This window comes from Mesorhizobium sp. M7A.F.Ca.MR.176.00.0.0, assembly GCF_004023165.1.
Lineage (GTDB): Bacteria > Pseudomonadota > Alphaproteobacteria > Rhizobiales > Rhizobiaceae > Mesorhizobium.
In genome coordinates this window covers 21473-46093 of sequence record NZ_RZTC01000037.1, presented here as the reverse complement: position 1 = coordinate 46093, position 24621 = coordinate 21473, and the positions used below count along the sequence as shown (strand labels likewise).

27 protein-coding genes and 1 pseudogene are annotated in these 24621 nt (G+C 61.5%); 12 read left to right on the top strand and 16 right to left on the bottom strand.

The window, feature by feature from the left end:
- Positions 1-7: 7 nt before the first annotated feature.
- Genes EOB59_RS14825 through EOB59_RS14805 form a run of 5 tightly spaced genes read right to left on the bottom strand, consistent with a single transcriptional unit; the run spans position 8 to position 5525 of the window.
- The gene (locus tag EOB59_RS14825) at positions 8-1036 is read right to left on the bottom strand and encodes a histone deacetylase family protein (RefSeq protein WP_127810628.1); all 1029 of its coding nucleotides are present in this window, start codon (positions 1034-1036) and stop codon (positions 8-10) included.
- Entirely contained in the window at positions 1033-1548 is a 516-nt protein-coding gene (locus EOB59_RS14820; protein WP_128288662.1) for a GNAT family N-acetyltransferase, read from the bottom strand. The genes EOB59_RS14825 and EOB59_RS14820 overlap by 4 nt, the downstream gene beginning before the upstream one ends.
- 12 nt (positions 1549-1560) lie before the next feature.
- Positions 1561-2490, bottom strand: a complete 930-nt coding sequence (locus EOB59_RS14815) for a 3-keto-5-aminohexanoate cleavage protein (protein WP_128288654.1) — start codon at positions 2488-2490, stop codon at positions 1561-1563.
- Positions 2491-2500: 10 nt separating this feature from the next.
- On the bottom strand, positions 2501-3880 hold the full coding sequence (locus EOB59_RS14810) for an aspartate aminotransferase family protein (RefSeq protein ID WP_127810626.1): 1380 nt from the start codon (positions 3878-3880) through the stop codon (positions 2501-2503).
- Between the two features lies 1 nt (position 3881).
- Positions 3882-5525, bottom strand: coding sequence for a N,N-dimethylformamidase beta subunit family domain-containing protein (locus EOB59_RS14805; protein WP_127810625.1), 1644 nt, complete (start codon positions 5523-5525; stop codon positions 3882-3884).
- Positions 5526-5680: 155 nt separating this feature from the next.
- Here EOB59_RS14805 and EOB59_RS14800 point away from each other — a divergent pair, with 155 nt between their 5' ends.
- From EOB59_RS14800 to EOB59_RS14770, 7 genes and pseudogenes are all read left to right on the top strand, one after another.
- Positions 5681-5929, top strand: coding sequence for a ParB N-terminal domain-containing protein (locus EOB59_RS14800; protein WP_127269873.1), 249 nt, complete (start codon positions 5681-5683; stop codon positions 5927-5929).
- A gap of 213 nt (positions 5930-6142) precedes the next feature.
- Positions 6143-6628: an SRPBCC family protein gene (locus EOB59_RS14795; RefSeq protein WP_127269871.1), complete on the top strand. Its 486-nt coding sequence runs from the start codon at positions 6143-6145 to the stop codon at positions 6626-6628.
- Between the two features lie 43 nt (positions 6629-6671).
- Positions 6672-7628: an alpha/beta hydrolase gene (locus tag EOB59_RS14790; RefSeq protein ID WP_127810624.1), complete on the top strand. Its 957-nt coding sequence runs from the start codon at positions 6672-6674 to the stop codon at positions 7626-7628.
- A 90-nt stretch (positions 7629-7718) separates the two neighbouring features.
- A pseudogene (locus EOB59_RS14785) lies at positions 7719-7835 on the top strand (GFA family protein); the annotation flags it as partial.
- Positions 7836-8020: 185 nt separating this feature from the next.
- Complete coding sequence (locus EOB59_RS14780; protein WP_013532087.1) at positions 8021-8218, top strand: hypothetical protein; 198 nt, start codon at positions 8021-8023, stop codon at positions 8216-8218.
- Between the two features lie 188 nt (positions 8219-8406).
- Positions 8407-9279 carry an undecaprenyl-diphosphate phosphatase gene (locus EOB59_RS14775; protein ID WP_127269867.1) on the top strand — a complete coding sequence of 291 codons (873 nt, stop codon included), beginning with the start codon at positions 8407-8409 and terminating at the stop codon, positions 9277-9279.
- Positions 9280-9355: 76 nt separating this feature from the next.
- Positions 9356-10144, top strand: coding sequence for a phosphodiester glycosidase family protein (locus EOB59_RS14770; protein WP_127327552.1), 789 nt, complete (start codon positions 9356-9358; stop codon positions 10142-10144).
- Between the two features lie 72 nt (positions 10145-10216).
- Here the strand turns inward: EOB59_RS14770 and EOB59_RS36300 are convergent, their stop codons facing one another.
- Complete coding sequence (locus EOB59_RS36300) at positions 10217-10492, bottom strand: hypothetical protein (RefSeq protein WP_245481745.1); 276 nt, start codon at positions 10490-10492, stop codon at positions 10217-10219.
- Between EOB59_RS36300 and EOB59_RS14765 the strand changes: the two genes are divergently transcribed.
- The 4 genes from EOB59_RS14765 (at position 10491) to EOB59_RS14750 (ending at position 13926) form a co-directional block, all read left to right on the top strand.
- A complete protein-coding gene (locus tag EOB59_RS14765) occupies positions 10491-11390 on the top strand; it encodes a glycoside hydrolase family 25 protein (RefSeq protein ID WP_245466321.1) in 900 nt (299 codons plus the stop codon). The genes EOB59_RS36300 and EOB59_RS14765 overlap by 2 nt on opposite strands.
- 153 nt (positions 11391-11543) lie before the next feature.
- Positions 11544-12152, top strand: a complete 609-nt coding sequence (locus tag EOB59_RS14760) for a class I SAM-dependent methyltransferase (protein ID WP_127810622.1) — start codon at positions 11544-11546, stop codon at positions 12150-12152.
- Between the two features lie 118 nt (positions 12153-12270).
- Positions 12271-13236: a DUF3592 domain-containing protein gene (locus EOB59_RS14755; protein WP_245481743.1), complete on the top strand. Its 966-nt coding sequence runs from the start codon at positions 12271-12273 to the stop codon at positions 13234-13236.
- A gap of 75 nt (positions 13237-13311) precedes the next feature.
- Positions 13312-13926 carry a hypothetical protein gene (locus EOB59_RS14750; protein ID WP_128288653.1) on the top strand — a complete coding sequence of 205 codons (615 nt, stop codon included), beginning with the start codon at positions 13312-13314 and terminating at the stop codon, positions 13924-13926.
- 19 nt (positions 13927-13945) lie between these two features.
- Here the strand turns inward: EOB59_RS14750 and pqqE are convergent, their stop codons facing one another.
- From pqqE to EOB59_RS14705, 8 genes are all read right to left on the bottom strand, one after another.
- Complete coding sequence (pqqE, locus tag EOB59_RS14745) at positions 13946-15067, bottom strand: pyrroloquinoline quinone biosynthesis protein PqqE (RefSeq protein ID WP_127810620.1); 1122 nt, start codon at positions 15065-15067, stop codon at positions 13946-13948.
- On the bottom strand, positions 15064-15360 hold the full coding sequence (gene pqqD / locus EOB59_RS14740; protein WP_127810619.1) for a pyrroloquinoline quinone biosynthesis peptide chaperone PqqD: 297 nt from the start codon (positions 15358-15360) through the stop codon (positions 15064-15066). The genes pqqE and pqqD overlap by 4 nt, the downstream gene beginning before the upstream one ends.
- Positions 15357-16115 (bottom strand): pyrroloquinoline-quinone synthase PqqC, encoded by a 759-nt coding sequence (gene pqqC / locus EOB59_RS14735; protein WP_127810618.1) that lies wholly within the window; start codon positions 16113-16115, stop codon positions 15357-15359. Before pqqC ends, pqqD begins: the two co-directional genes overlap by 4 nt.
- Positions 16112-17050, bottom strand: coding sequence for a pyrroloquinoline quinone biosynthesis protein PqqB (gene pqqB, locus EOB59_RS14730; protein ID WP_128288652.1), 939 nt, complete (start codon positions 17048-17050; stop codon positions 16112-16114). The genes pqqC and pqqB overlap by 4 nt, the downstream gene beginning before the upstream one ends.
- A 414-nt stretch (positions 17051-17464) precedes the next feature.
- The gene (locus tag EOB59_RS14720) at positions 17465-18025 is read right to left on the bottom strand and encodes a PQQ-dependent catabolism-associated CXXCW motif protein (protein ID WP_127267403.1); all 561 of its coding nucleotides are present in this window, start codon (positions 18023-18025) and stop codon (positions 17465-17467) included.
- The gene (locus tag EOB59_RS14715; protein ID WP_127811403.1) at positions 18022-18915 is read right to left on the bottom strand and encodes a quinoprotein dehydrogenase-associated putative ABC transporter substrate-binding protein; all 894 of its coding nucleotides are present in this window, start codon (positions 18913-18915) and stop codon (positions 18022-18024) included. Before EOB59_RS14715 ends, EOB59_RS14720 begins: the two co-directional genes overlap by 4 nt.
- Entirely contained in the window at positions 18887-19411 is a 525-nt protein-coding gene (locus EOB59_RS14710) for a c-type cytochrome, methanol metabolism-related (RefSeq protein WP_127327544.1), read from the bottom strand. The genes EOB59_RS14715 and EOB59_RS14710 overlap by 29 nt, the downstream gene beginning before the upstream one ends.
- A gap of 176 nt (positions 19412-19587) precedes the next feature.
- Positions 19588-21489 carry a methanol/ethanol family PQQ-dependent dehydrogenase gene (locus EOB59_RS14705; RefSeq protein WP_128288651.1) on the bottom strand — a complete coding sequence of 634 codons (1902 nt, stop codon included), beginning with the start codon at positions 21487-21489 and terminating at the stop codon, positions 19588-19590.
- 686 nt (positions 21490-22175) lie between these two features.
- Here EOB59_RS14705 and EOB59_RS14700 point away from each other — a divergent pair.
- Positions 22176-22529: a hypothetical protein gene (locus EOB59_RS14700; protein ID WP_127269861.1), complete on the top strand. Its 354-nt coding sequence runs from the start codon at positions 22176-22178 to the stop codon at positions 22527-22529.
- Between the two features lie 124 nt (positions 22530-22653).
- Here EOB59_RS14700 and EOB59_RS14695 read toward each other — a convergent pair whose 3' ends face one another.
- Both EOB59_RS14695 and EOB59_RS14690 read right to left on the bottom strand, forming a co-directional pair.
- A complete protein-coding gene (locus EOB59_RS14695) occupies positions 22654-23517 on the bottom strand; it encodes a quinoprotein dehydrogenase-associated SoxYZ-like carrier (protein ID WP_128288650.1) in 864 nt (287 codons plus the stop codon).
- A 117-nt stretch (positions 23518-23634) separates the two neighbouring features.
- Positions 23635-24606 (bottom strand): quinoprotein relay system zinc metallohydrolase 2, encoded by a 972-nt coding sequence (locus tag EOB59_RS14690; RefSeq protein WP_128288649.1) that lies wholly within the window; start codon positions 24604-24606, stop codon positions 23635-23637.
- Between the last annotated feature and the right edge of the window lie 15 nt (positions 24607-24621).

Here is a 24621-nt window from a genome sequence, read left to right as displayed (position 1 = left end):
TGAGCATTCACCGCGTCTTGCCGCCGAAGCCGGTGAGGAACGCAGTCAGATTGTCGCCGAGTTCGTCGCAGAGATAGCCGCCTTCCTGGACGATGACCGTCGGCAGATCGAGCTTGGCGATAGCCTCGCCGATGCGCGAGAAGCCAGGCGTCGTCACCGAAAGTCCGCCGAACGGATCGCCCTCGAACGCGTCGAGGCCGAGCGCAACGACCAGCGCGTCCGGCGAAAAGGCCCGGATGCGCTGGAACGCCACCTCGAGCGCCTCGAGAAACGCCGCGTCGGCGGATTTGCGCGGCAGCGGCAGGTTGAAATTGTAGCCGAGGCCGGGGCCTTCGCCGCGCTCGTCGGCATGACCCCAGAAGAACGGATAGAAGCGCACCGGATCGGCATGCAGCGAGACGGTCAGCACATCCGGCCGTGCGTAGAAGATGCCTTGCGTGCCGTTGCCGTGATGCAGGTCGACATCGAGGATCGCCACCCGTGCGGCCTGCTTACGCAGAACCTGCGCCGCGACGGCCGAGTTGTTGATGAAACAGAAGCCGCCGGCGACATCGGCAAAGGCGTGGTGGCCGGGCGGGCGGCATAGCGCATAGGCGGCCGGCGCGCCTGACATCACCGCCTCGGCCGCGTCGACCGCGCTCCAGGCGCTCCACAGCGCGCTTTGCCAAGTCTCGCCCGAGATCGGGCAAGCAGTATCGGCCATGTGGTAGCCGGCCTGGCCGACTGCCGAGGCCGGGTAGGAGCCGTTGCGCGCGATCGGATGGATGTTGGGGATCACTTCGGCCGAAGCGCCCTCGATGCGCTGCCAGCGCGTGTAGATATGCTCGAGGAAATCAAGGTATTCGGGCGTATGCACAGCTGCGACCGGGCCGAGCCCATGATCCCGAGGCCGCTCGATCGTGCAGCCAGCATATTTTGCGCCGGCTAACAATCTCTCCACGCGCTCCGGCTTTTCCGGATTGGGCTGTGCCGCACCGCTTGACAGAAAGGCCTTGGGGTCGTGACGCTTCTGTTCCTCGGCATAGAAGGCTTTCATTCCGGATCCTCGTTTTGGGGCGCATCGGCGAAGGCAAAGAACGCCTCGCCGATGATTTTTTGGGTCTGCTCATAGCTCGACCAGGCGATGCCCAGCCTTTCATAGAAGGTCTTGGCACCTTCATTGTCGGTGTCGACCGACAGTCGGAGATAAACGCCGCCTTCGTTCCGGCACTGCGCCGCAACGTGCCGCAGCAGCCGCTCGCCGATCTTGCGGCCGCGAAAACGATCCTCGACATAGAGGTCCTGCACATAGACTCCAGGCCGCCCCATCCAGGTTGAAAAGATCGGAAAATGCAGGCAAAGCCCGGCAAATTCCCCGCCGACTTCGGCGATCAGGGTCGAAAAGGCGGGTTTTTCGCCAAAGCCGTACATTCTGAGATCGTCGGGTGTGGAGATGATTTCCTCCGGCGCACCGATATGCGTGCCGAGCTTCAGGATCGCCGCGTGGATGGTTTCGACGTCTTCGATCCGGCCGGGGCGTAAGAGGACGTCATTGGATGTTGGATTGATCACGGTCGTCTCTCAAAACGCCACCCGGTAGCCGCCCTTGAGCGCCAGCATGTCGCGTGCTTCGGTTGGCGTTGCAACCTCCAGCGACAGCCCGTCGAGAATGCCACGGATGCGGCGCACCTGATCGGCATTGGATTTCGCCAGCTGGCGGCCGTCATAGAGACTGTCCTCCAGCCCGACACGGACATTGCCGCCCATGGCCGCCGCGATCGAGATCAGCGGCATCTGCTGACGGCCGGCGGCCAGCACGGAGAACTGGTAGCTGTCGCCGAACAATTTGTCGGCGATCCGCTTCATATGGACGAGATTGTCGGGATCGGCGCCGATGCCGCCCAGAATGCCCAGCACGAACTGGATGAACAATGGGCCAGACACCAGCCCTCGGTCGCGGAAATGCGCCAGCGAGTAGAGATGGCCAACATCGTAGCATTCGAATTCGAAGCGCGTGCCGCAGCCCTTGCCCAGCCTCTCCAGCACGCCCTCCATATCGGCAAACGTGTTCTTGAAGATGGTGTCGCGCGTCGCTTCGAGCAGCTTCGGCTCCCATTCGTGCTGCCATTCCCTCGGCCTGTCGAGCATCGGGAACAGCGCGAAATTCATCGAGCCCATGTTGAGCGAGCACATTTCGGGTTCGGCCCGCAAAGGGGCTGCCAGCCGCTGATCGAGCGTCATCAGCGACGAGCCACCGGTGGTGATGTTGATCACCGCATCGGTCGCCTGCTTGATGCGCGGCAAAAACTGCATGTAGACGTCCGGATCGGCGGTCGGGCGGCCATCCCTCGGGTCGCGGGCGTGCAGATGCAGGATCGAGGCCCCGGCTTCCGCAGCGGCGATCGCCTCAGTGGCAATCTGGTCCGGCGTCACCGGCAGATAGGGCGACATCGACGGCGTGTGCACCGAGCCGGTGACGGCGCAGGTGATGATGACTTTTCTAGGCGCCATCTTTGTCGCCTCAGCCTTCGACCGGCAGGTCGAGTTCGGCAGCCAGCGACTCCAGCGAGTCGCCGATGATGGAAACGATCTCGCCGACCTGTTCGCTGGTGACGATCATCGGCGGCGCGACCATGAAATTGTCGCCGTCGACGCCGCCCTTGACCCTGCGGCCATAGATGATCAGCCCGCGCTCATAGGCGAGGTCGAGCAGCCGCTGCGTGGCTTTCTTGGTCTGGTCGATCGGCCTCAGCGTCTCTGGATCAGCAACCATCTGGGCGCCGGTGAGCAGGCCCTTGCCGCGCACGTCGGCGATGAACGGAAACCGCTTCGCCAGCCCCTTCAGCTCGTCCATCAGCACGTCGCCCATGGCGGCCGCATTGGCGATCAGGCCAAGCCGGTCCATTTCACCGAGCACGGCAAGCCCGGCGGCGCAGGCCAGCGGATTGCCGGCATAGGTGTGGCCGTGCTGGAAGCCGCCGGAGTCAAGCAGCGGCTGCACCAGCCGCATCGGGGCGGCGAGCGCGCCAAGCGGCGCATAGCCCGAACCCAGCCCCTTCGACAGCGCGACGATGTCGGGCTTGCAGTTCCAGTGGTCGCCGCCGAGGAATTTGCCGGTGCGGCCGGCGCCGCTCATCACCTCGTCGTGGATGAGCAGGATGCCGTAGCGGTCGCAGATCTCGCGGATGCGCGGGTAATAGCTGTCCGGCGCGACCAGTGCCGCGGTCGCCGCACCGCCGATCGGCTCCATGATGAAAGCGACCACGCTGTCTGGACCTTCCGCAAGAATCTTCTCCTCCAGCATGTCGGCATAGCGGATGCCGCGCTGGTCCATCGAGAGGTTGTCGCGGTCGCGCCAGGCATTCGGCGCCGGCACGGTCGGCATCGCCCGCATCATCGGCTCGAACGTTTCGGCCAGCGCATCGTCGCCGGTGACCGAGAGCGAACCCAGCGTGCCGCCATGATAGGAGGGGAAGCGGGTGATCACCTTCCAGCGGCTGACCTGGCCGGTGGCGACGGCCCATTGCCGCGCCAGCTTGATGCAGGATTCGGTCGCTTCCGAGCCGCCCGAGACGAAGAAGATTCGGTCCATGCCTTCCGGCAGCTTGCCGGCCAGTTCGCGTGCCAACTCCTCGGCCGGCTCGTTCTCGAAATGCAGCCGATAGGCAAAGGTGGCGCGGTCCATCTGCCGCTTCATGGCATCCAGCACATTGCGGTTTGAATGGCCGATATTGGCAACCATCGGGCCGCTCGAGCCGTCGATGAAGCGGCGGCCATCCTGCGTCCACATATAGATGCCCTCGGCACGGTCGATCAGCGGCCGGCGCAGGCTGGACAGATAGAACAGATGCGAGTCTCGCCGGGCGTCAGTGGCTTGCGTGGCGGTCTGGACTTTCGACATGTCAGGACTTTCCGAGATAACGATCGAGGACATTTTTTGTGACGCGTTCGACCATCGGGTCCTGTCTTAGCAGGCCGGCGACCCATTCGCAGGTTCCGGCGTGGAACACCTCGCCCTTGCCGCGCGGGAAATTGACGATCATGCCGTTGCCGCGTTTGACCTTTTCCAGATTGGCGTCGCTCGCCTCGCCGAACAGCGTCTCGGCGGTGAAGCGGCCGTCTTCGTCGGTGAGAAACTGGTCCTCGATCGGGATATCGGCGCTTTCCTCGACCTGGCTCGCCATGGCGACGGCGAGAACCTGCAAGCCGTCTGGCGCGCCGCTGGTAGCGGTCGGGTAGGGCAGGCCGCCGCGTATCTCGAAGTCGAGCCCGTCGACCTCATAGCCATAGACATGGCTGTCGGCGCCCAGCAGGTCACCATAGTAGATGCCGGTGCCGGCAAAGGCCCAATGCTCGGGCCTATAGACCGGAAAACCACGCACGCCGCGCGGCGCGCAGCCGCCCCAACCGGTATAGACCCCGCGCGTCGCGTTGAGCCCGAAGGTCGCCGAACCCGGCCGGCCGATTTCCGGCGCTTCCCAGGAATTGGTGGCGCGGGTGACGTCGCCGCCTGGGAGATAGGCGGGGTCTTCGGCACGCGAGCGATATTTGTAGCAGACCTGCCGGCGGGCCTCGTCTTCCAGCCGCGTCTGCCACATGAAATTGCCGGCAAAGCGCGCCGCATGGCCGCCGCGCTCGACATAGGCGTCGACGGCGTCGCGCATTTCCCAGGTCCAGTATTCATCATGGCCGACGAAGACGGCGCAGTCGTAGCCGTCGAGAATTTCGGGCGAAAAATGGAGATCATGCTGGCTGGCGAGATCGACTTGATAGCCGGCCCGCTCGGCAAAGCGGAAGAAGTGGCTATCGTAGCTCGCCCAGCCCGACGAGGCGTACTTTTTCGAATGGCCGGTGGCGAGCGCCCATTCCATATGCGGATAACGCGGCACCGTCTTCGGCGGCACGGCGACTTCCAGCGGCACACGCGGCGCATCTTTCGGCAGCACGACGAAGCCGCGGCACCAGGGGCGTTGCGTCGACACGATGGGCGAATACTGGTTGCGGTCCGGCCCGGTGATGCCCTGGTAGTGGTTGGAGCCGCCCCAGGTGTTGTAGGCCAGCCAGGTGCCCGTCGCCGCCACCTGCAGCACACGGCCGGGTTTACGGCCCGGCTGCGGGCTGACGATGAAAATATGGTGGTATTGGATCGGCTTGCCGTCGCGCCCGTCTGCGGTCAGCGTGACCCGATAGGCTCCGGACGGCCAGTCGTTCTCGACACGGAATTCGAGCGAAGCGTCCCAGCCGCAGCCTTCAGCCGAACATTGTTCCGGACTTTCCTGCCAGCGTGCTGCGATGCCCGATTTCTCGAACACTTTGGTTTCGCTGCCGCCATCCCGGATGATTGTCATGCCGAACGTCGCAGCTGTCGAGCTGACATGCAAGGCCACAGTCTCTCCGGCGCGATAGGAAAACCGGTCGCTGTAGCACCAGATCTCGCCGCGCTCGCCATCCATCCCCGGCCATTCGTAATAATGGCCACGCACCGCGTGGCGGCGCTGCTCCGGTGTCAGTCCGAAATCGGGGAATTCGGTCGGCAGATGGGTCATGAACACCTGAAAAGGTCGAGGGCCGCCATTTCGGCGATCTGCCGGTCACGCGTCAAATAGAAACGATCGGGCCAGCATTCGTTAGCCGCACCCTTGGCCGCCTCCATCAAACGGACTATCTCAGGGGAGGCGGCGTTTCCGCCACGGGGGTCGGAATGCTCAGAGTGCAAAAGGTCAAGGTCGACGAGATCTACGTGCCGACGGCGCGCAAGAAGACGCTGCATCCCGAGACCGTCCGCCATCTGGCCGAGGACATCCTGGAAAACGGCATGAAGACGCCGATCCAGGTCCGCCATGACGGCAAGCGCCACATCCTCGTCGAAGGCCTGCACCGGCTGGAGGCGGCAAGGTGGCTCGGCGAGACCGAGATCGAGGCTTATCTGGTGCAAGCCAAACGCCACTGACACGTCCGGTTTCTCGGCGCAGAGGTTTTTATCGCTTCGTCATCCTCGGGTCTGCGCTGCGTCGCTGCGCTCCTGCTTCGCCCATTGATGACGAAGGTGGGTGACGTCTCGGCCCATCGAGACGGTGTCGACATTTTCTTTGCGGGCGATGTCGGTTTGCGGTTCATCGGCTCGTCCTTGGGACGGAAGCCAGATCAAACGCAGGATGCCATCATGACCATCAAGCTCGACATCGCCCCCACCAACGACCGTGAACTGGTTCTCGCCCGCATCATCGATGCACCGCGCGAAAACGTCTATCGCTGCTGGACTGACCCGAAACTGATTACGCGCTGGTTCTCGCCAAAGCCGTGGACGACGCCTCGCGCCGAGATGGATGTGCGCACCGGCGGCTCGAGCCTTGTCGTCATGGCTAGCCCGGACGGCAACGAATTCCCCAACCCGGGAGTCTTCCTCGAAGTCGTTCCCGGCAGGAAGATCGTCCTCACCGACGCCTACACAGAGGCTTGGCAGCCTTCGGAAAAGCCGTTCATGACCGTCGCGCTGACCTTCGAGGACGAGGGCAATGGCAAGACCCGCTACATCGCTCGGGTCAGGCACTGGAGCGTCGCCGACCGCGAACAGCATGAGAAGATGGGTTTCCACGAGGGTTGGGGACAGTGCGCCGACCAGCTCGAAGAACTCGCCAAAACGCTTTGATCCGCATGACGCTCTGATACCGGCATGACGAGAGGAGATCGATATGTCCAAAACCCTGTTTTTCGCCATTCTTGCTTCGGTTGCAGCGCTCGTTGGCTGCCCAGGCACCACCAATGCGGAGGAGACAAAACCCGCCATGACGACTGAGACGAACGCACTGCCGAAGCCGGAAAAGTCCGGCCTGCTGCCGATCAACGGCCTGAATTATTATTATGCCATCTATGGTAAGGGCGAGCCGCTGCTTCTGCTGCATGGCGGTCTCGGCACCACGGATATGTTCGCGCCGATCCTGCCGAAACTTGCCGAAAACCGCACCGTCATCGGCGTCGACCTGCAGGGTCACGGTCGCACCGCGCTGGGCGACCGCCCATTCACCGTGGAGGCGATGGGCGACGACATGGCCGCCATCGTCAAGGCGCTCGGTTACGATCAGGTCGATGTCATGGGCTATTCGCTGGGCGGCGGCGTCGCCTTCCGCATGGCCGTCCAGAATCCCGAAGCGGTGCGCCGCCTCGTCCTGGTATCGACCGGCTACGCCACGGACGGCTTCTATGACGAGATGCGTCCCCAGCAGGCACAGGTGAGCGCGGCCGCGGCTGAGTTCATGAAGGAGACGCCGATGTACAAATCCTACGTCGCCGTGGCGCCGCATCCTGAGGAGTTCCCGAAGCTCCTCGATGCGCTGGGCGGCTTCATGCGTCAGAACCGCGACTACGCGGCCGACGTCGCCAAGCTGAAGATGCCGGTCATGCTGGTCTATGGCGACAGCGATATGTACAAGCCCGAACACGAGATCAAGTTCTATCAGATGCTCGGCGGCGGGCTGAAGGATGCCGGCTGGATGCGCGAGAACCTGTCGCAAAACCGCCTGGCGATCCTGCCCAACCGCACCCACTACGACACTTTCTTCGCCCCCGAACTGACGGCCGCCGCGCTGCCGTTCCTCAACGGCCAGACCAAGGTCAAAACCTGGGACGAGGTCGTCGGCGAAACGGAGTGAACGCCAAGGCCGCCGGCTGTTAGCGGGCAGCCGCTTTCCGTGGCTGCCATGACGGCTTTCGGCGTCATGGCTTCACCCCCACTCGCATGGCTCGACGATCCCACGGTTTTCAAGCCGCAAATGCATATTTTCACGGGCTCGAAGCAGCCCTGGGTGGTGCTCGATGACAGCCTGCCGAAATACGAAGGCGCCCCTCCGCCAGGCTGATTTTTCCCTTCTCCCCTTGTTGTGGAAGGAGTGGATCGACGCGCAGCGCCAAGGGCCAGGGGAGAGCGCAAGCATGGCCAAAATTTAATCCAAATCGACACGAGATAGCCGGCAAAGCGTCATTGGCGGGCCATCATTGTCTCCCTATTTATGGGTCGCGGGTACGGCATTCGAGGAGACGACGGATGAACGACAGCATCAGCACCCTGGACGAGCTTTTGAGCGATCCGATGGTCCTGCTTGTGATGGAGCGCGATCGTGTGCGCCCCGAACAGGTGCGCATGCTGCTCGAACGGGCTCGCCGGCCTTCGACCGATGAGCCCGAAGTGCCGCCGGCGCATGTGATCGCCAGGACATGCCAGAAACTCTGGCTCTGCCCGTAGTCGCTTTGCGATTTTCGCTGTGTATCTCAAGCCGGCTCCAAGGTGGGCCGGTTTCGAACGGCGTGCACTTCGGCACGCCAGCTTACAAATCCGTAAATTGATTATCCGGCCCATGACGATAAGGCTTGCCCAGGATTGACCGATGGTCGGTCCACGCAACTCCGATCTCTCATGCACGGAATTCGATTTTGGCCGATATCTGCACACAAGGCCTGGATACGGGCTTCGTCGGCCTGGGGTTCGCCAAGGTGGCGTTCCTCGGCGTGGTGCAAGGCATCACCGAACTGTTGCCGATTTCCTCGACCGCCCATATGCGCATCGTGCCGGCCGTGCTCGGCTGGCAGGATCCCGGCTCCGCCTTCTCCGCCGCCATGCAACTCGCGGCTCTTGCCGCGGTGGTCAGCTATTTCTGGAGTGATGTCAGGAATATCCTGTTTGGTTCTTTCAACGCTCTGGCGCGACGCGATTTCGCCGACCGGCATTTCAAGCTGGCGCTCTGGATCGTGCTGGCGACGATCCCGATCGTCATCGCCGGCGTGGCGCTGTCTGGCGTGCTCAACGCCTGCAATTCGCCGCTACGCAGCCTGACGGTGATCGGCTGGGCCTGCATCGCAATGGCGATCCTGCTGGCGCTGGCCGAGATCTTTGCTCGTCACCGGCGCAGCATGGGGGGCGCGTCGCTGACCGATGCGCTGCTCGTCGGTGTTGCCCAGATCGGCGCGCTTGTTCCCGGCGTGTCGCGCTCGGGCTCGACCCTGACGGCGGCATTGGGGCTCGGCTTCAAGCGGGCCGAGGCGGCGCGCTTCTCATTCCTGCTCGGGCTGCCTGCCATCGCGCTCGCCGGCCTCAAGGAACTCTGGGAACTGCACAAGGTCCATCTCGACGCCCATGGCTGGTCGGTGCTTGCTGTCGGGCTGGTCGTTGCGTCGATCTCCGCCTTCTTCGCCATATGGGGGCTGATGCACGTGCTGGAGCGTTTCTCGGCTTGGCCGTTCGTCATCTATCGCGGCCTGCTCGGCATCGTCTTGTTGTTGAGCGTCGCCATGGGATGGCTTGCCTAAGTCCAGAGCCTTTCACAGTCTCGCTTGAAACAGGTTATATCCGTACCGGACCACGAACTTCGATTCCGGTAAGCGCATGGATTTCCTGACCCTCCTGCAATCATTGCCGTTGCTGCTGGCATTGGCCAAGGGCGCACTGCCGTCGGTGGCGGCATTTGGCATGGGATTTGGCCAGTGGACCGCTTCACTGCCGCCATGCCGGGACTTCACCTTCGAGGCGACCAGCTATCTCGTTTGCGAGGTCGATCCAAAACGATATCAGCTCGAGCTGTTCTGGAAGGATGCGGCGGGCAAGCCGTTTCAGTCGCTGCACAATCTGCATGCCACGCAACAGGCGGCAGGGCGCACCATGCTGTTCGGCATCAATGCCGGTATGTATCACCCGAACCTCGCGCCGGTCGGCCTCTATGTCGAGCGTGGCCAGGAGATGGCCTCGGTGAAAACGGGATCGGGAAGCGGCAATTTTTCCCTGCAGCCGAACGGCATTTTCTACATGCGAAACGGCAAGGCCGCAGTCCGTGCCACCAGGGATTTCGTGAAAAGGCGCCCGACAGTCGACTATGCGACGCAATCGGGGCCGATGCTGGTGATCGACGGCAAGCTGCATCCAAAATTCCAGGCTGACGGCACTTCACGGAAAACCCGCGACGGTGTCGGGGTGCGAAAGGACGGCGTCGCGGTTTTTGCGATTTCGAATGGCTCGGTGACCTTCCATGCCTTCGCCCGTCTGTTCCGCGATGCGCTCGGCTGCGACAACGCGCTGTTCCTCGACGGCACGATATCAAGCTTGTTTGCGCCTGCCATCGGCCGCAAAGACGACTATTGGAATCTCGGGCCGATGATCGGCGTTTTCAAAAAATCCTAGCCGGTTTCCATCGCGCTTGCCCGCACGCGGTATGGGCGAAAAAAACTTGATTCAAACTTTATTGGTAATTTCTCATTCATAACTGATCTGGTTTGTCCGTCGGCTGTCGTTTTGCCCTCGGTCTGTTGTGTTTTGAGTACAGGTCCAGATGCGGATTCCGGGCGTCGTCAGTTTTTTGGTCGCATCGCTATGCCTTGCCGGCTGCTCGTCAACGGCCGGCGTCGATGCGCTGGATTTGCAGAAACCGTCCAACGAGACCACCAGTTCCGTGATCCGGCCGCCGGCACCGATCGCCGCTGCTCCGGCGGCAAGGGGCAACAGGGCGGCAAGGGCCGGATTGGCTCCCATGTCTGACAACGGTCCGGGGGAAAAAACGCGCCCGTTCGGCTTGGCGGAGGAGGAAGAGACGGGGGTGTTTGCCGCGCCCGACGTGCCTGATCCCCAAGTGCCTGATGTCGGCGGGCTGCCGGTCGAGCCGGCAGCCTTGGTGTCGCCGCCCAAGCTGTTGACCCGCGCGGCACCGGCCATGCTGGCCGGGCCGCTCACCCGTTACGGATTTCGCGACGCCAAGCCGATCAATTTCGGCAAGGGTTCGCCTCGCCGCCTTGCAGTGCACGGCGTCGACGTCTCGCGTTGGCAAGGCAACGTCAACTGGGACAAATTGCGGGCCCAGGGCGCCAACTTCGCCTACATCAAGGCGACCGACGGAGGTGACCACCTCGATCCGATGTTCATGAAAAACTGGCGCAGCGCCGACGCCGCCGGCTTGAAGCGCGGCGCCTATCATTTCTTCTACTGGTGCCGCACGGCCGGCGAGCAGGCGGACTGGTTCATCCGCAACGTGCCCAGGGTCGAAGGCGCGCTACCGCCGGTGATCGACGTCGAGTGGAACGGCGAGTCCAGCTGCAAGCGGCGGCCGTCGCGCGAAAAGGTGCTGGAAAAGATGCAGGTGTTCATGGACAAGCTGGAGCGGCATTACGGCCAGCGGCCCATCATCTACACCGCGCCCGATTTCTACCGCGACAATCTCAGAGGCGAATTCCTCGACTATCCGTTCTGGCTGCGTGCCGTGGCCCAGCATCCGTCAAAGGTCTATCCCGGCCGCAAATGGCTGTTCTGGCAGTATTCCGGCTCCGGCCTGTCGCACGGCGTCACCGGCCGCATAGACCTCAATGTCTTCCATGGCGACGAACGGCAATGGCGCGCCTGGGCCGGCGGCCGGCAGACGGTAGCCGACGCCAACTGAGACAGTCGTCAGTCCCGGCGCACTTCGCTCTGCCTGATGTCCGCGGTCTGGGCAACGCGACATCGGGCTGCTCGATGGACACGCTTCCGCCGGCAGCATTGGCTGAGGAAAGTGTCCGGCTCTTTGACCGACATGGACGCATGGGAGGAAAAGATGGGTGTGTCATCGGAGGCTCTGGCACAGAGCCGTCAAACGATCAGCGCTTACGAGGATTATGCGGAACAATATGATGCCATCGTGCGCCATGCTCCCAACGAGAGGGAGCAGGCATCGCTCAAGCGCCTGGTGGCAATCGCCGGTACAGGCGGCCGGATTCTGGAAGTCGGGTCCGGAGCCGGATACGACGCGGATTTTCTGGAGACTTTGGGTGTCAAAGTCCGGCGCACCGACGCGACCAAGCGGTTTCTGGAACTGCAGGCCGCGCGTGGCAAGCATGGCGAGTTGCTCGATCTCATCACCGATGATCTCGGCGGCCCCTACGACGCGGTCCTGGCCCTGTGCGTCCTCATCCATGTGCCTCGCGTTGAGACCGACCAGGTGCTTGCCAAGATAGCCGGGTCGCTGCGCCCGGGCGGCGCCTTCCTCGTCTCGATGCGCAATGGCGACGGCGAGACATCAGGCGAATATCATACGGTCTACTGGTGCAGGGACGACTTCGCGGCCCGTCTCGAAGGCGCCGGGCTCGTCCTCATCAGGGACGATTTCAACGTCGGCCGCGATAGCGAAGAATGGAACACGTTCCTGGCCGTGAAGCCTGCATGACGCGGCGTGGGCTGTTGCCGTTTGCGCTGCTCAGCCTTTTCAGATTTGCGAAAATACAAGACATTGCCGCCGCCATGCTGTCTATGTGCGAGTTCCTGCACTCCTGGGGGGAGACGAGTTGGAACTCAAGATCATGCTTGTCGGCTTTGCGTGCGTGGTCGCGGGCGCGCTGTCGTTCATCACCTTCATGAAATGGCGAGAGGTGAAAGCGCTCAGCCGCTGGCTGCCGACGCCGGGAAAGATCATCTCGTCGCGCGTCGAGGCACGTGAGGTCAGAAACTCGGGCGTTGGTTCGGACAGCACTGACACCACCGAAATGCGCAATTTTCCGGCGATAACCTTCGAATACAAGGTCGGCGGCAAGAAATTTCAAAGCTCGCGCTACAGCGTGAAAGAGAATTTGGGGAATTTCGAAGTCGCTGAAACCCTTGCCCAGTTTCCCCGCGGCGCGGAGGTGACTGTCTTCTACAATCCGGCCGATCCGAGCAAAGCGGTGATCGAGCGCACCCTGCCGGACGGCGCCTTCAAGTTCATGGTCCAACTCTCGGCCGGCCTAGTGTTCGGCGCGGTTGTGCTGGTGTTTTCCGTCGGCGGTGTTCTGGAAGCGATCGGGCCGCATTTGCCCAAGCCGCAGAATCTCGGTGCCGCGGCGTTGCTGCTTTTTATGGGCTTGTTCATCCTGAGCATGGGTTTCGCCCAGAAAGCGTTGGCCGAGCAGGCGGCAAAATGGCCGATCGTGGTTGGCTGCATCGACACTTCAGGTCTGCAGGCGCTCCGAAACCATTCAGGCTATGGCCGCTGGCGCACCGTCTTCAAATCCCGAATCGTCTACTCCTATGGCGTCGCCGGCCAGCGCTACAGCGCCGATCGTGTGGCCTTCGGCGCCACCGTGACTGCCTCGCTGCCGGGCCTCGTCGGCGGCCAGGCACGGCAGTATGTCGAAGGCAGCAAGGTCGACGTGCACTATGACCCCGCCAACCCCGGCTCGGCGGTGCTCGAATGCCGGGTCCGGGGGCTTTGGCTGCTATGGCTCTGCTCGGCAGGCTTTCTCGGTGGCGCGGCCTTTCTGCTCGGGCTGGTTTGAGCGTGCCAGCCGACTTCCCCAATGCCAATCCAGACGGCTCCTCATGGGATGCCTTTACCTAAACAGGATGCAGCGATGAATAGCGCCATGAGATCGATCATCTGGGCCAGCGCCCTGCTTGCATCCGCGACAATGTCCGCGATGGCAGACGAACCGGCACCGTCGCGCCCGCCGATCGACAAATGCGTCTGGGAAAGGTTGTCTGATATCGGGCTGGCCGCCTGGGCGCAACGCTGCGACTTCGGCTTCCGCCAGATCCATTTCGAATTCGCCGACAACGCGCTTGCCATCAAATACAGCGACGGCGGCGCGGCCGATCCTCTCGTCGAACTGTTCGACATCATATCAGGTGAAACTGCCGAGGCTGCATTGCGCCGCCTGTTCCTGGAAAAAACCGACAAGACTGTCAGCGCCCGCTGCGTGCTGACGCCTTACACCGAGAGCACAGTACCCGCCGGCGTCAAACGCTACACATTCAGCCCCGACGCCGCCTATGCGAAAGAGCTGAAAGCACTTGCCGATCCCAACGAGATTCCGGAGCCGCCCTGCGGCGTCTGGGGCGAAATGCCTGACGGCGTCCAGTATTTCGAGGTGCCGGCGGATGAGGGGCACAGCCTGCTGTTTGTGCGCATCGGCCAGGACGAGCCATTGTTTGACGAGCAGACGCTTCGCGTTTTGCGGAGGGGGTGAGACGCGCTTTCTCGCCAGGTCAGGCGGATTCGGTCATGGCGCCGATCCGCCGGTAGACGAATGGTTCTTCTCTCGAAGGGGCTGTGGCAATGCGCTTGGCTTCGTCGATCAGCATTGCCATGCGAGCATGGACCGGCGATTTCGCGCAAGCCGGGTCCGTTGCAGCGGCATCGCCGGCGATCGCCATCGCCTGGCAGCGGCAGCCGCCCCAGTCGATCTCGCGCCGCTCACAGCCGCGACAGGGTTCCTGCATCCAGTCCGTGCCGCGAAAGGCATTGAACCCCGGTGAATCGGCCCAGATCGAGGACAGCCTGCGTGGTTCGAAACGCTCGAAGCTGAGCGACGGGATCGTCTGTGCGGCATGGCAGGGCAGTACGGTGCCGTCAGGCGTCACCATGAAGGCGTCCCGCGCCCAGCCGCCCATGCACGGCTTGGGATAGATCGCGAAATAGTCCGGCGTCACAAAATCGATGTTGATGATGCCGGCCAGTCGCTCCTGTGCCTCCGCAACGATCTCCGCCTGCCTGTCGACCGCTTCACGCTCGGGCATCAGTTGGTCGCGATTGGTCAACGCCCAGCCGGCATACTGCACATTGGCGATCTCGAGCCTCTCCGCGCCCAGCGAAAGGGCGAGATCGATGAATTCCGGCACTTCCTCGATGTTATGGCGATGGATCGGTGCGTTGATGGTAAGAGGCAGACCGGCAGCGCGTGCGCGGCGTGCCGTTTCCAGCTTCTTTTCGTGAGCGCCCTTGTGGTTGCCGATGCGATCGGTGGTCGCCGGCCGCGCGCCCTGAAAGCTCAGTTGCAGATGGTCGAGGCCGGCTTCGGCAAATGCCTCGATACGGCCCTCGACGATGCCAACGCCCGCGGTAATCAGATTGGTGTAGACGCCGCGCCCCGCAAGCCCTGCGATCAATTGCTCGAGGTCGCGGCGCAGTGTCGGCTCGCCACCGGACAGATGCACCTGGAGCACTCCCAGATCGGCGGCCTCCGAGAACAGGGCGAGCCAGGTCTCTGTGTCGAGTTCGCGATTGGCCTTCAGCAGTTCCAGCGGATTGGAGCAATAAGGGCATTGCAGCGGGCAGCGATGCGTCAGTTCCGCCAGCATGCCGATTGGAGGGAGGAGGGGCGTGCTCATAGCCTCACCAGCAGCTTGTCCGACCATTCCTGCAGGAAGGCGATGACGTCGGTCGCCACGGCCTCCTGTTCGGCCTCATAATCCGCGGCAAGGCCAGCAATGATATCGCCTGCCGTTGACCGTCCATCGCAGCGGCGCAAAATATCGAGACTGACATCGTTCGGCCAGAATATCTTTTCGGGTGAAAGCACGGCGAATGCCTGCCGCACGGAATCGTACTGTATGCGCACGTGCTTCGGCAGCGAAGGTATCGACTGCAGCGACACCACGGCTCTTTCGCGCAGCGCCATCATAGGGCTGCCTCGGGCTGGAAGGCGCCGGGCGGTATGTTTCCCTGCTCGCCATAGGCGTGTTGAAGCGCATCAAGCATGGCCCAGAGTATATCGCATTTGAACACCAGTGCATCGATTGCCTGCTGCTGGCGCTCCGCCGTATCGGCATGGCTGAGCACGTAGGCGAGGGCGAAGTCGGCGTCACGCGAGGCCTGTTCGGGCCGTTGCCTGAAATAGGCCAGTGTATCCTCGGTGATGTAGTCGTATTTGGCCAGCATTGCCGGCACCCGCTCGCCGATGATGAGTGGCGAGAACATCTCGGTCAGCGAGGACGCGACCGCCTCGAACAACGTCCGGTTTGTGCAAAAGGAAAGGTAAGCGCCCACCGCGAAGCGCGTCGCCGGCAGTGCCAGCCTTTCGCTCTTCACGGCCTCGGCGTCCAGGCCGAGCGAAGTTGCCAGATGCAGCCAGCGCGCGATGCCGCCGCTCCAGCCGTCCTCGCCGTCATGATCCTCGATCCGCTTGCGCCACGCGGCGCGAAACGCTGGATCCTCGGCATGCACGAGGATCATGGCATCCTTGCGGGGGATGACCGCCTGATAGCAATAGCGGTTCAGCGCCCAGGCCTTCATCTCGGCCTTCGACAATGCGCCGCTGGTCATCCTGTGGTGAAAGGGATGGCGATTGTGATAGCGCTCGGCGCCAACCTGCCTCAGCACGGCTTCGAGAGCGTTCGTGGAGAGTCCGCCTTTGGCTGCATCGCGGAAGTCGCTCAAAATTCCACCTCAATACCGTCGCTTGCGATTTCCCAGCCTGCCGCCTTGACCGCCGCGTGCTCGGCGGAGTTCTCGTCAAGGATGGGGTTGGTGTTGTTGATGTGGACGAAGACACGGCGGCCGACCTTCACATCGGCCAAGCCGGCGATCGAACCCGATTCTCCCGAGATTGCCAGATGCCCCATGCGCGCGCCGGTTTTCTGACCGACGCCGGCAACGATCATCTCGTCGTCGGTATAGACCGTGCCGTCGAACAGAAGACAGGCGGCATCGGCGAGACGCGCGCGCAAGGCCGCATCGATGCGCGCGCAGCCTGGGATATAGAAGACGGAGCCGCGGCTGCCGACGCCGGCAATTCGGACTCCGATCGTATTACCTGCGTCGGAGCTGAAATTGGCATCCGGATGGTCTCTATCCTCCAGATAGAGTGCTATCTTCCCGGGCACTGGAAAGGGCTCGATCATTACGCCGGTCTCGCGGCCTTCTGCGTCGCAAATGGCCAATTCTTTCGCCGGCGGCAGGATGCGCCGCGGCACAAGCGCTGGATCGAGAACGTTGAAAATCGAATTCGCCTCCAGCGTCGCCAGAACCTGCGCCGTTGCATAGATGGCGAAAGGCTGCCGCTCGCGCAGGCTGAGCAGTCCGGCGATATGATCGACATCGGCGTTGGTCAGCACCACCGCGCGAATAGGCGTCGAGCGCAGCGGCGCATCGCCCGCAGGCTGCAGTTCAGGTGTTGCAGCGATTTGCTGGCGAATGTCGGGCGAGGCATTGAAAAGAACCCAGCCGAACCCGTCCGCCGAGGCGGCGACACTTGACTGGGTTCGTGAATGCACGCCGGCCATGCCGGTGCGAGCCGCACGACTCAGACTGTAGTTGCAGTTCCATTGCGGAAAGCCGCCGCCCGCCGCCGATCCGATGATCCTCAAATGCATGAAAATGCCCGCGCGCCGGCTTCTCTGACCTGCAGGCAATTTGCAGTCACAAAAAACGCTTCGCGCGCTTTGCGTGCGTCAAAATCTTTCACGAAAATCCATGGGGCGAGGGGATGCGCGCCCCTGTCGCCAGGGACGCGCACCTCTGCGGCCTACTTCTTGGGAGTAATTTCAGCAGGCAGATACCGTGAAATTTCGAAGCCAGCGGCAACCTGACACATGGTCGGTTTTTTCCAGTTCTTCTTCATGACATTTCTCCTCTTATACCAGCCCGAAGGGACCGATCCTGTCGTTAGCCAACCATTGCAGGGCACCGACGCAATGGCTCGTCCATCAAGTCTCAAAATGGACAAATGAAACAATAGGTTTTGAAAAGTTGAAAACAAACTATCGAGAATAATTGCAGTCCTTACTTTAATTGTTCGTTGTGTAGGGTTTTTTCTCCTCCAGTGGAAGGTTTGCATCTTCCCACCCATCAGCGCCTAGCGGATACCAGATTACCGAACTGTAGCCCCACTCGACGGCCCGTTTCGCCGCATTCCACGACATCCAGCAATTCGTCATGCAGTAGAACAGAATCGCGCGCGACTTGTCCGTCCCGGCTTTGGCCTCGAGGCCTTGGCGAAAATAGCTGGCGGTCTCCTGCGAAATAGCGCCGTATCCCACATTGGCCAGCCATATGCTGCCGGGGATGTCCTTTCTGACCTTGTCCCTCCATATGGTCCCTGCCGGCAAATTGGTCGGTTTGGGCGTGTCCGGCATCACGTCGAAGAAGATCGCCTTTTTCGCCCGCCACAGCGCTTCCGCTTCCACCGTCGTCACCACCCTCGCGCCTTGCAGCGTCCGCGGCACCGGCGCCCGATAGTCGTCCATCCGGAAACCGCTGGGTTCGGCGACATCGCCAGCCCATGTCGGCTCGGTCAGACCCAGAAGGCTCGCGGCGACCAGCAAGAAAATAGTCTCCCTTCCATTCATTGGGTAATCAGGTTGTCGTGTTCGTCGATCAGCGGCACGTTATAGCTCAGCAGGATCCTGGTGATCTCCGCCTGGTTTTCCCTGATCACCCGGTTGAGCGTCCGCTTCCATTCCTGGTCGGACGGACGTACGCCCATGGTAATGCGGTAAGACATGCGCGAGCCGGTTTTTTCCTTCACCAGTGGAACGATCGTCACATCAGCTCCGAGTTCCTTGGCATAGTAACCTGCCATCGGTCCCCACAGCACCGCCGCATCGATCTTGTGTGCCAGCATGTCCTTGATCATGACCTCCCCCATGGATGGGGTGACGCGCGTATCCACCGCAAGCGGATAGATCTTGGCGGTCCGCAGGAGCTTGTTGGCGGCCATGTTGGCGGTTGGCGGCGTGCTTTCAACGACGCCGATCGTCTTGCCCGTGAGTCTGGAATCCTCGATCGTTTCCACGCCTTCCATATCTTTGCTTTTCGGATGCACCAGCACATAGGCGGAGCGATAGTAGGCGTTGGTGTTCTGCACCAGCTCATCGCCCTGGGCATAGCCCATGATGATGTCGCATCGGTTGGCCCCCAACGTATTGCGCACGAAGCCGGTGATCGTGGGAAACCAGGTGTAGGAGACGGACTTGCGCCCGGTTTTCGCGGCAACCAGCTCTGCCAGCTTGTTTTCGAATCCTTCGCCGCTCTTGTCGGTGAAGGGCATATTCGAGGGATCGGCGCAGACGCGCAAGATGTCGGGGTCGACCAGTTCTCCCGCCGCACCAAGGCCGGCGCTTTGCGCATGCGCATTCGACGGCAGCAAGGCGAGCGTGCCGAGGATCGGCAGAACGACGCGCAGCTTCAATGCATCGCGGCCAATCATGTCACCCACCCATGCAGGATGCTTCGGCATCCTTCGCCGCCTGGGCCTTGTCTTCGTGCTTGGGCGGCCGTCCGCGGGGCGCCGCGCCATCTGCGCGCGCGCGCAGGTAGATGTAGAGGTCGTCCATGTAGCAATAGACATTCTTGTTGTCGCCAAAGGCAGGCATGACGTTTTCCTTGCCGCCGCCGACATTCTTGCGGCCCTCGGCGACGATCGAGAGGAACGTGCCGTAATCCATGTTTTTCAGGCTGTTGACCAAAGCCGGCGCATAGCTCGAACCTGTTGCATCCTGTCCGTGGCAGACATGGCAATCGGAGTGATACCGGCGGTAGCCGCTGAACGTGTACCAATCGACGGTTCCGTTTTCGATCTTGTAGGTCGGATTTCCATCCGCATCCAAATACTTGCCGCCTTCTTCCTTCACCGCCTTGGCTTTTTCCATGCTGTCGTCGGCCTGGGCGACGCCTGAGCTTGCCAGAGGCAGCAGAGCCAGGACCAAAGCCGAAATTACAATGCGAACGGACATTCAAACTTCCTTCATTTGCCAATGGACACGGTTTTGCTGGCGCGACCGGCATTGATCGGTGTTTTGGGTGCGTAACCGAATCGAGAGCCCGGCCATGGCTTCCGGATGATCCGGGCTCTCGTTCTTCAAGCCTTTGGTCTCACAAGACCTGAGGCGTTCTCAAGGTTCCCAGCGCATCAATCCGGGAGACCGAAGACGGTGAGCTGACCGCCCAGCGTCGTGTAGTCGGCAAGTGCCGCGTAGCCACCGACGGCACCAAGACCAGCGGTGCCAACGACGGCGGCCTCATCGCCTTGGGCACGGCCCTGATCGACGGCGCCATGCCAGGCAGCGGCGTTATCAGGCGAAAGCAGGCCGCCTGCCAGGCCAATACCTGCCCAACCGCCAACACCCGACAGAACGGCGATGTACTGCTTGCCGCCCTGCTCGTAGGTCGTGATGTTGCCGATGATGCCGGACGGGGTCTTGAACTTGTAGAGTTCCTTGCCGTCCTTATCGACCGCCTTGATGTAGCCTTCGAGCGTGCCGTAGAAGACGACGTCGCCATCCGTGGCCAACGCGCCAGACCACACCGAGAACATCTCGGGCTTCGACCAGACGATCTCACCCTTGGCTGCATCCCAGGCAATGAAGTTGCCCATGTTGCCGTCGCCGCCAGGGGCCGGGTACATCGACACGGTGGCGCCAACATAGGGCTGACCGGCGGTGTAGCTTACCTTGTAAGGCTCATAGTCCATGCAGACATGGTTGGTCGGGACATAGAACAGCCCAGTCTTCGGCGAGTAGGCGGCCGGCTGCTGGTCTTTGGTTCCAAGCGCGGCCGGGCAGATGCCGGTCGAGTTGGTGTCTTCGCCGTTTTGCTGGGTCGAATATTTCGCCACGACCTGCGGGCGGCCATACTGATCGCTCTTTGGGTCCATGTTGACTTCGGTCGCCCAGTTCACAGCCGGATCGTATTTTTTGGCGACGAGAAGTTCGCCGCTGGCGCGATCCATGGTGTAGGCAAAGCCATTGCGATCGAAATGCACCAGCACGTCGTGCTTGGCGCCGTTGACGTCCATGCCATCGACGAGGATCATCTCGTTGATGCCGTCATAGTCCCATTCGTCATGCGGGGTCATCTGGTAGAGCCATTTGGCAACACCCGTGTCCGCATCGCGGGCCATGATCGTCATCGACCAGCGATTGTCGCCGGGGCGTTGTACGGGGTTCCACGTCGAGGGATTGCCGGTGCCATAGTAGACCAGGTTCAGCTTGGGATCATAGGAATACCATCCCCATGTCGTGCCGCCGCCTGTCTTCCACTGCTCGCCTTCCCAGGTGTTCGTGCCGGAGTCCTTGCCCACCGGCTTGCCGAGATGCGTGGTCTTTTCGGGATCGATCAGGGTGTCTGCGTCCGGACCTTCCGAATAGGCTTTCCAGGCGAGTTTGCCATCTTTCAGATTGTAGGCGGCCAGCCAGCCGCGAACGCCGAATTCGGCGCCGGAGACGCCGATGAGCACCTTGTCCTTGACGACGACGGGGGCAGCCGTACCGGATTCGCCTTTGCCGCCATCGGTCTGGTCACCGTTCTTGACCGACCAGACGACCTTGCCGGTCTTCGCGTCGAGGGCGACGACCGTGGTGTCGGCCTGATTGAGAATGATCTTGCCGTCACCATAGGCAACACCGCGATTGACCGTATCGCAACACATGATCGGAATGACGTTGGGATCCTGCTTGGGTTCGTATTTCCAGAGGATCTTCCCGTCATTCTTGAGGTCGAGCGCAAAGACATTGTTCGGGAAAGGCGTGTGGACATACATCACATCGCCGATGATAAGCGGTCCACCCTCGTGGCCTCGCAGCACGCCGGTGGAAAAGGTCCACTTGACCTGCAGGTTCTTCACATTGTCCGCAGTAATCTGGTTGAGTTTGGAATAGCGGGTGTTGGCGTAGTCACCCGTCTGCATTGCCCAGTTCTTCGAATCCGAAGCCAGCTTTGCAAGGTCCTCGTTAGCCGACGCCGTATAGGCCGCGCCGAGCGACAGAAACGCCGCAGTGGTTAGAATATAGGTAGCTTTCGTAAGTACACGCATCCGAATTCCTCCCGAGGTTCATAGTGATGAATCATTTGCTGAGCCCACAAGGGCTTGCCCAAGCGATTCACGGGGGGGAAATATTTCCGGCAGCGTGTCACGACCTAAGCCAGATGTGCAGAGGGCACCGTTACTGCCCACCTCACCTTGGCCTACGAAAGACTGTCGCCGCTCCCTAATGACGGTGACGCCCTTGAAGCCGGAAACAGGGTGAGGCTATGTCATCGCAAAACGCTAGGCAAGCAAAAAAGCCTGGGTGTCTTTTTGCACCGCAATATCGTAAATGATGCGGTGCAATATAAGGAAATAACTAGGACGGTATTTGTTATATAAAGTATTTCTACTAGCTAAGTAACGGTTGGCCGCATAAAATTTGATTATTTTTTGAGTTTTACATTTCACCTAAGCAAGGATTTTATTTAGCGGTATTCACTTCGAGGTCCCGACCTAGCCATCTACGTGCTGCATGGGGAATCGATAGTGGGCCAAGCATGAGATGATCGTTGGAGTTGGGGTGTGGAGCGGGCCATCAGGCCGCCATGCGGAACCACGGTCGATGAGTACCGCATTCCTCCTTTGGTCGTATACGGAAGCCATGGGCGCTTGACTGACTCTGCGGCTCGTTGCCAACTGCCACGGTGATCCCGACTTGGCACATCGCGCCCAGGCTAACCGGAGGTTTTCCCATGATCAGATATGTTGGATTTTCGACCTTGCCGCTGCTCCTGGCCGCGCCGCTGGCCTTCGCAAACCCGGCGGGCGCCGCGGGAGATTACCCGACAGCAACGATTGCCGATTACGTGCTCGGCTGCATGCAGACGAACGGCCAGACACGTAAGGCGCTGGAAAGCTGTTCCTGCTCGATCGACGTCATCGCCTCGATCCTTCCGTACGACCACTATGAGAGGGCCGAGACTTTCAAGAGTATGTCTTTGACCACAGGCGAAAACGCTGGGCTGTTTCGCGAAAGCGCACCGGCGAAGGCCGCCCGTACCGAATTGAAGCGCGCGCAGTCGGAAGCCGACGTGCGCTGCTTTTAGAGCCTGCTCCCTCCGCAAGCCGGATGGAGTTCCATCCTTTGCCTGGACATGATCCTCCCGAAATGAGCTTCACTTCGGGGATCGAGCTGGCAAGCATCCGGCATTACGGCGCAAGAGGGATACTTCAGAGACCTGCTGTCTCCAGGGGCCACTGATTGCGGAATGTTTTGCCATCCGTGTCGGTCGCTTCCACCTGGATTTCGCCGTTGCCATGCACGGTGAAATCGAACCGGAAATTGGGGTCTTCCGAAATCGATATTCCACCTTCCATGGAGAGGATCGGCCGGCCGGCTTGCGAGATCGACAGTTTCTGAACAAAATGCGCCGGTATGAAATACTGGGTCAGCGGATCCCGCTGCAGGCCCGAATTGTTAGGATGCCGGATCATCAACTGCAGTTCCTCAGTCTTGGTCATCGTCTCTTTGGGCGGGAACTGGCGCAGCTTCATCTGACCCATCGTCGCGTTGGCCTCGTCCTGGTTCTTGACCGCAGGGGCGGAGCATCCGCCTGATGCCTTGACGAAGGTCTGCATCATATGGAGCTGGCCGCTCTGCGTCTCAGCGATGGCACGCAGATAGGAATAGTCGTTGACGCGCACGCGCGTCGACAGATGCGTCACGCCGGCATCCTTGCCGAGCTGGAACGTTGCCGCCACCGGTGCAGGGTTGGCATCGATGATCAAGGTAACGGATTTGATGCCGTCCGGCGCCTTGGCTGGATCGAGATGGATGTCGACGGGCACGATGGCGGCATCCTGCGCCCGCTTCGGCGCTTCGATCCTGACGACGCCGGTATCGACCAGAATTGCCCGATCGCCGAACACGTCGCCCTTCAAGTCATGCCAGATTCTGTCCGAGGACGCGGTTGTTTGCTGTGCGCTGGCGGTTCCCGAGGAGCCGAGCAGCGTGCCGATGGCCAAGATGATCGCGACAAAAACGGATGCGAGCGGCAAAGCGAGCTGCCGGCTCGAGTAAGCGTGATTTTGCATTTCGATGCCTCCACCAATGCAGAGAGGTGGTGCCCAGGCTGGCGTTGAGGATAAGCCTTTGGCGACGCCTTGGCAAATCGCCGTGCCTTACAGGTGCTGGACGCATGTCGGCATCGTCTATTCCCACTCGAGTTCGGCAAATGCGGCCGTTGCGTTGCGCTCGTTGTAATCGTCGAACAGGTGCCAATTATCCCGTTCGGTTTCGCCAGCGGTTTTGACTGCTTCGCGCAGCGGCGTTCCGTCGGCGATCGCCTTGCGGATATCGCGCGCCAGAATCTCGAAATAGCGTCGCTCCCCCGCCAGCGCTTGTGGCCAGTCGGCCGTTACAGGACCATGACCTGGAACGACGCGCGCGGCGTCGATCGCGGTGAGCGCATCCATCTGGCGGAGCCATCCAAGCAGTGATCCGTCGAGCGTCGGCAAGGAGCCCATGAACACGAGATCGCCGGCAAAGAGCGTTCTCGTCGCGGTATCGAATACGGTCAGGTCGTTGTCGGTGTGCGCCGCCTTCCATGCCCGCAGTTCGATCATGCGCCCGCCGAGGTCGAGTTGCAGGCGATCGTCGACCAGCATGGTCGGCGGCACGATCTCGATCCCCTCCATCAACGCCTCGCCAAGCTGTTCGCGATAGTTGTGCAGATAGAACGCTCCACGCGCCTCGAGAGCACGCGGCAGATTGCGGTGACCGACGATGGTCGCGCCGATCTTCCGGAATGCCGCATTGCCGAAGATATGGTCGGGATGCATGTGGGTGTTGACCAGGAAGCGAACCGGCTTTGCTGTCAGCTTTCCGATCGCGGCGAGAAAGGCGTGCGCCTCGATCAGGCTGCCACCGCTGTCGATGACGGCAACCGCATCGGTGCCGATGACGGCGCCCAGATTGCAGATCGCACCGTTGTTGGCGGCGGTCATCAATTCATCCGCGCCCTGGAAGGCGAAGACGCCGTCGGCGATTTGCCTGGTCGAGAACCGCAAGCTGCCGCCTGCGGCCAGAACGGCTCGTCCGAGGCAGCATGGCAGCAAGGCGGCGCTGGCAGCGGTGCAGGTGAAGCCACTCACAAGCCTGCGTCTTAGCCGATCGATCGACATGAAGGTCTCCGATAT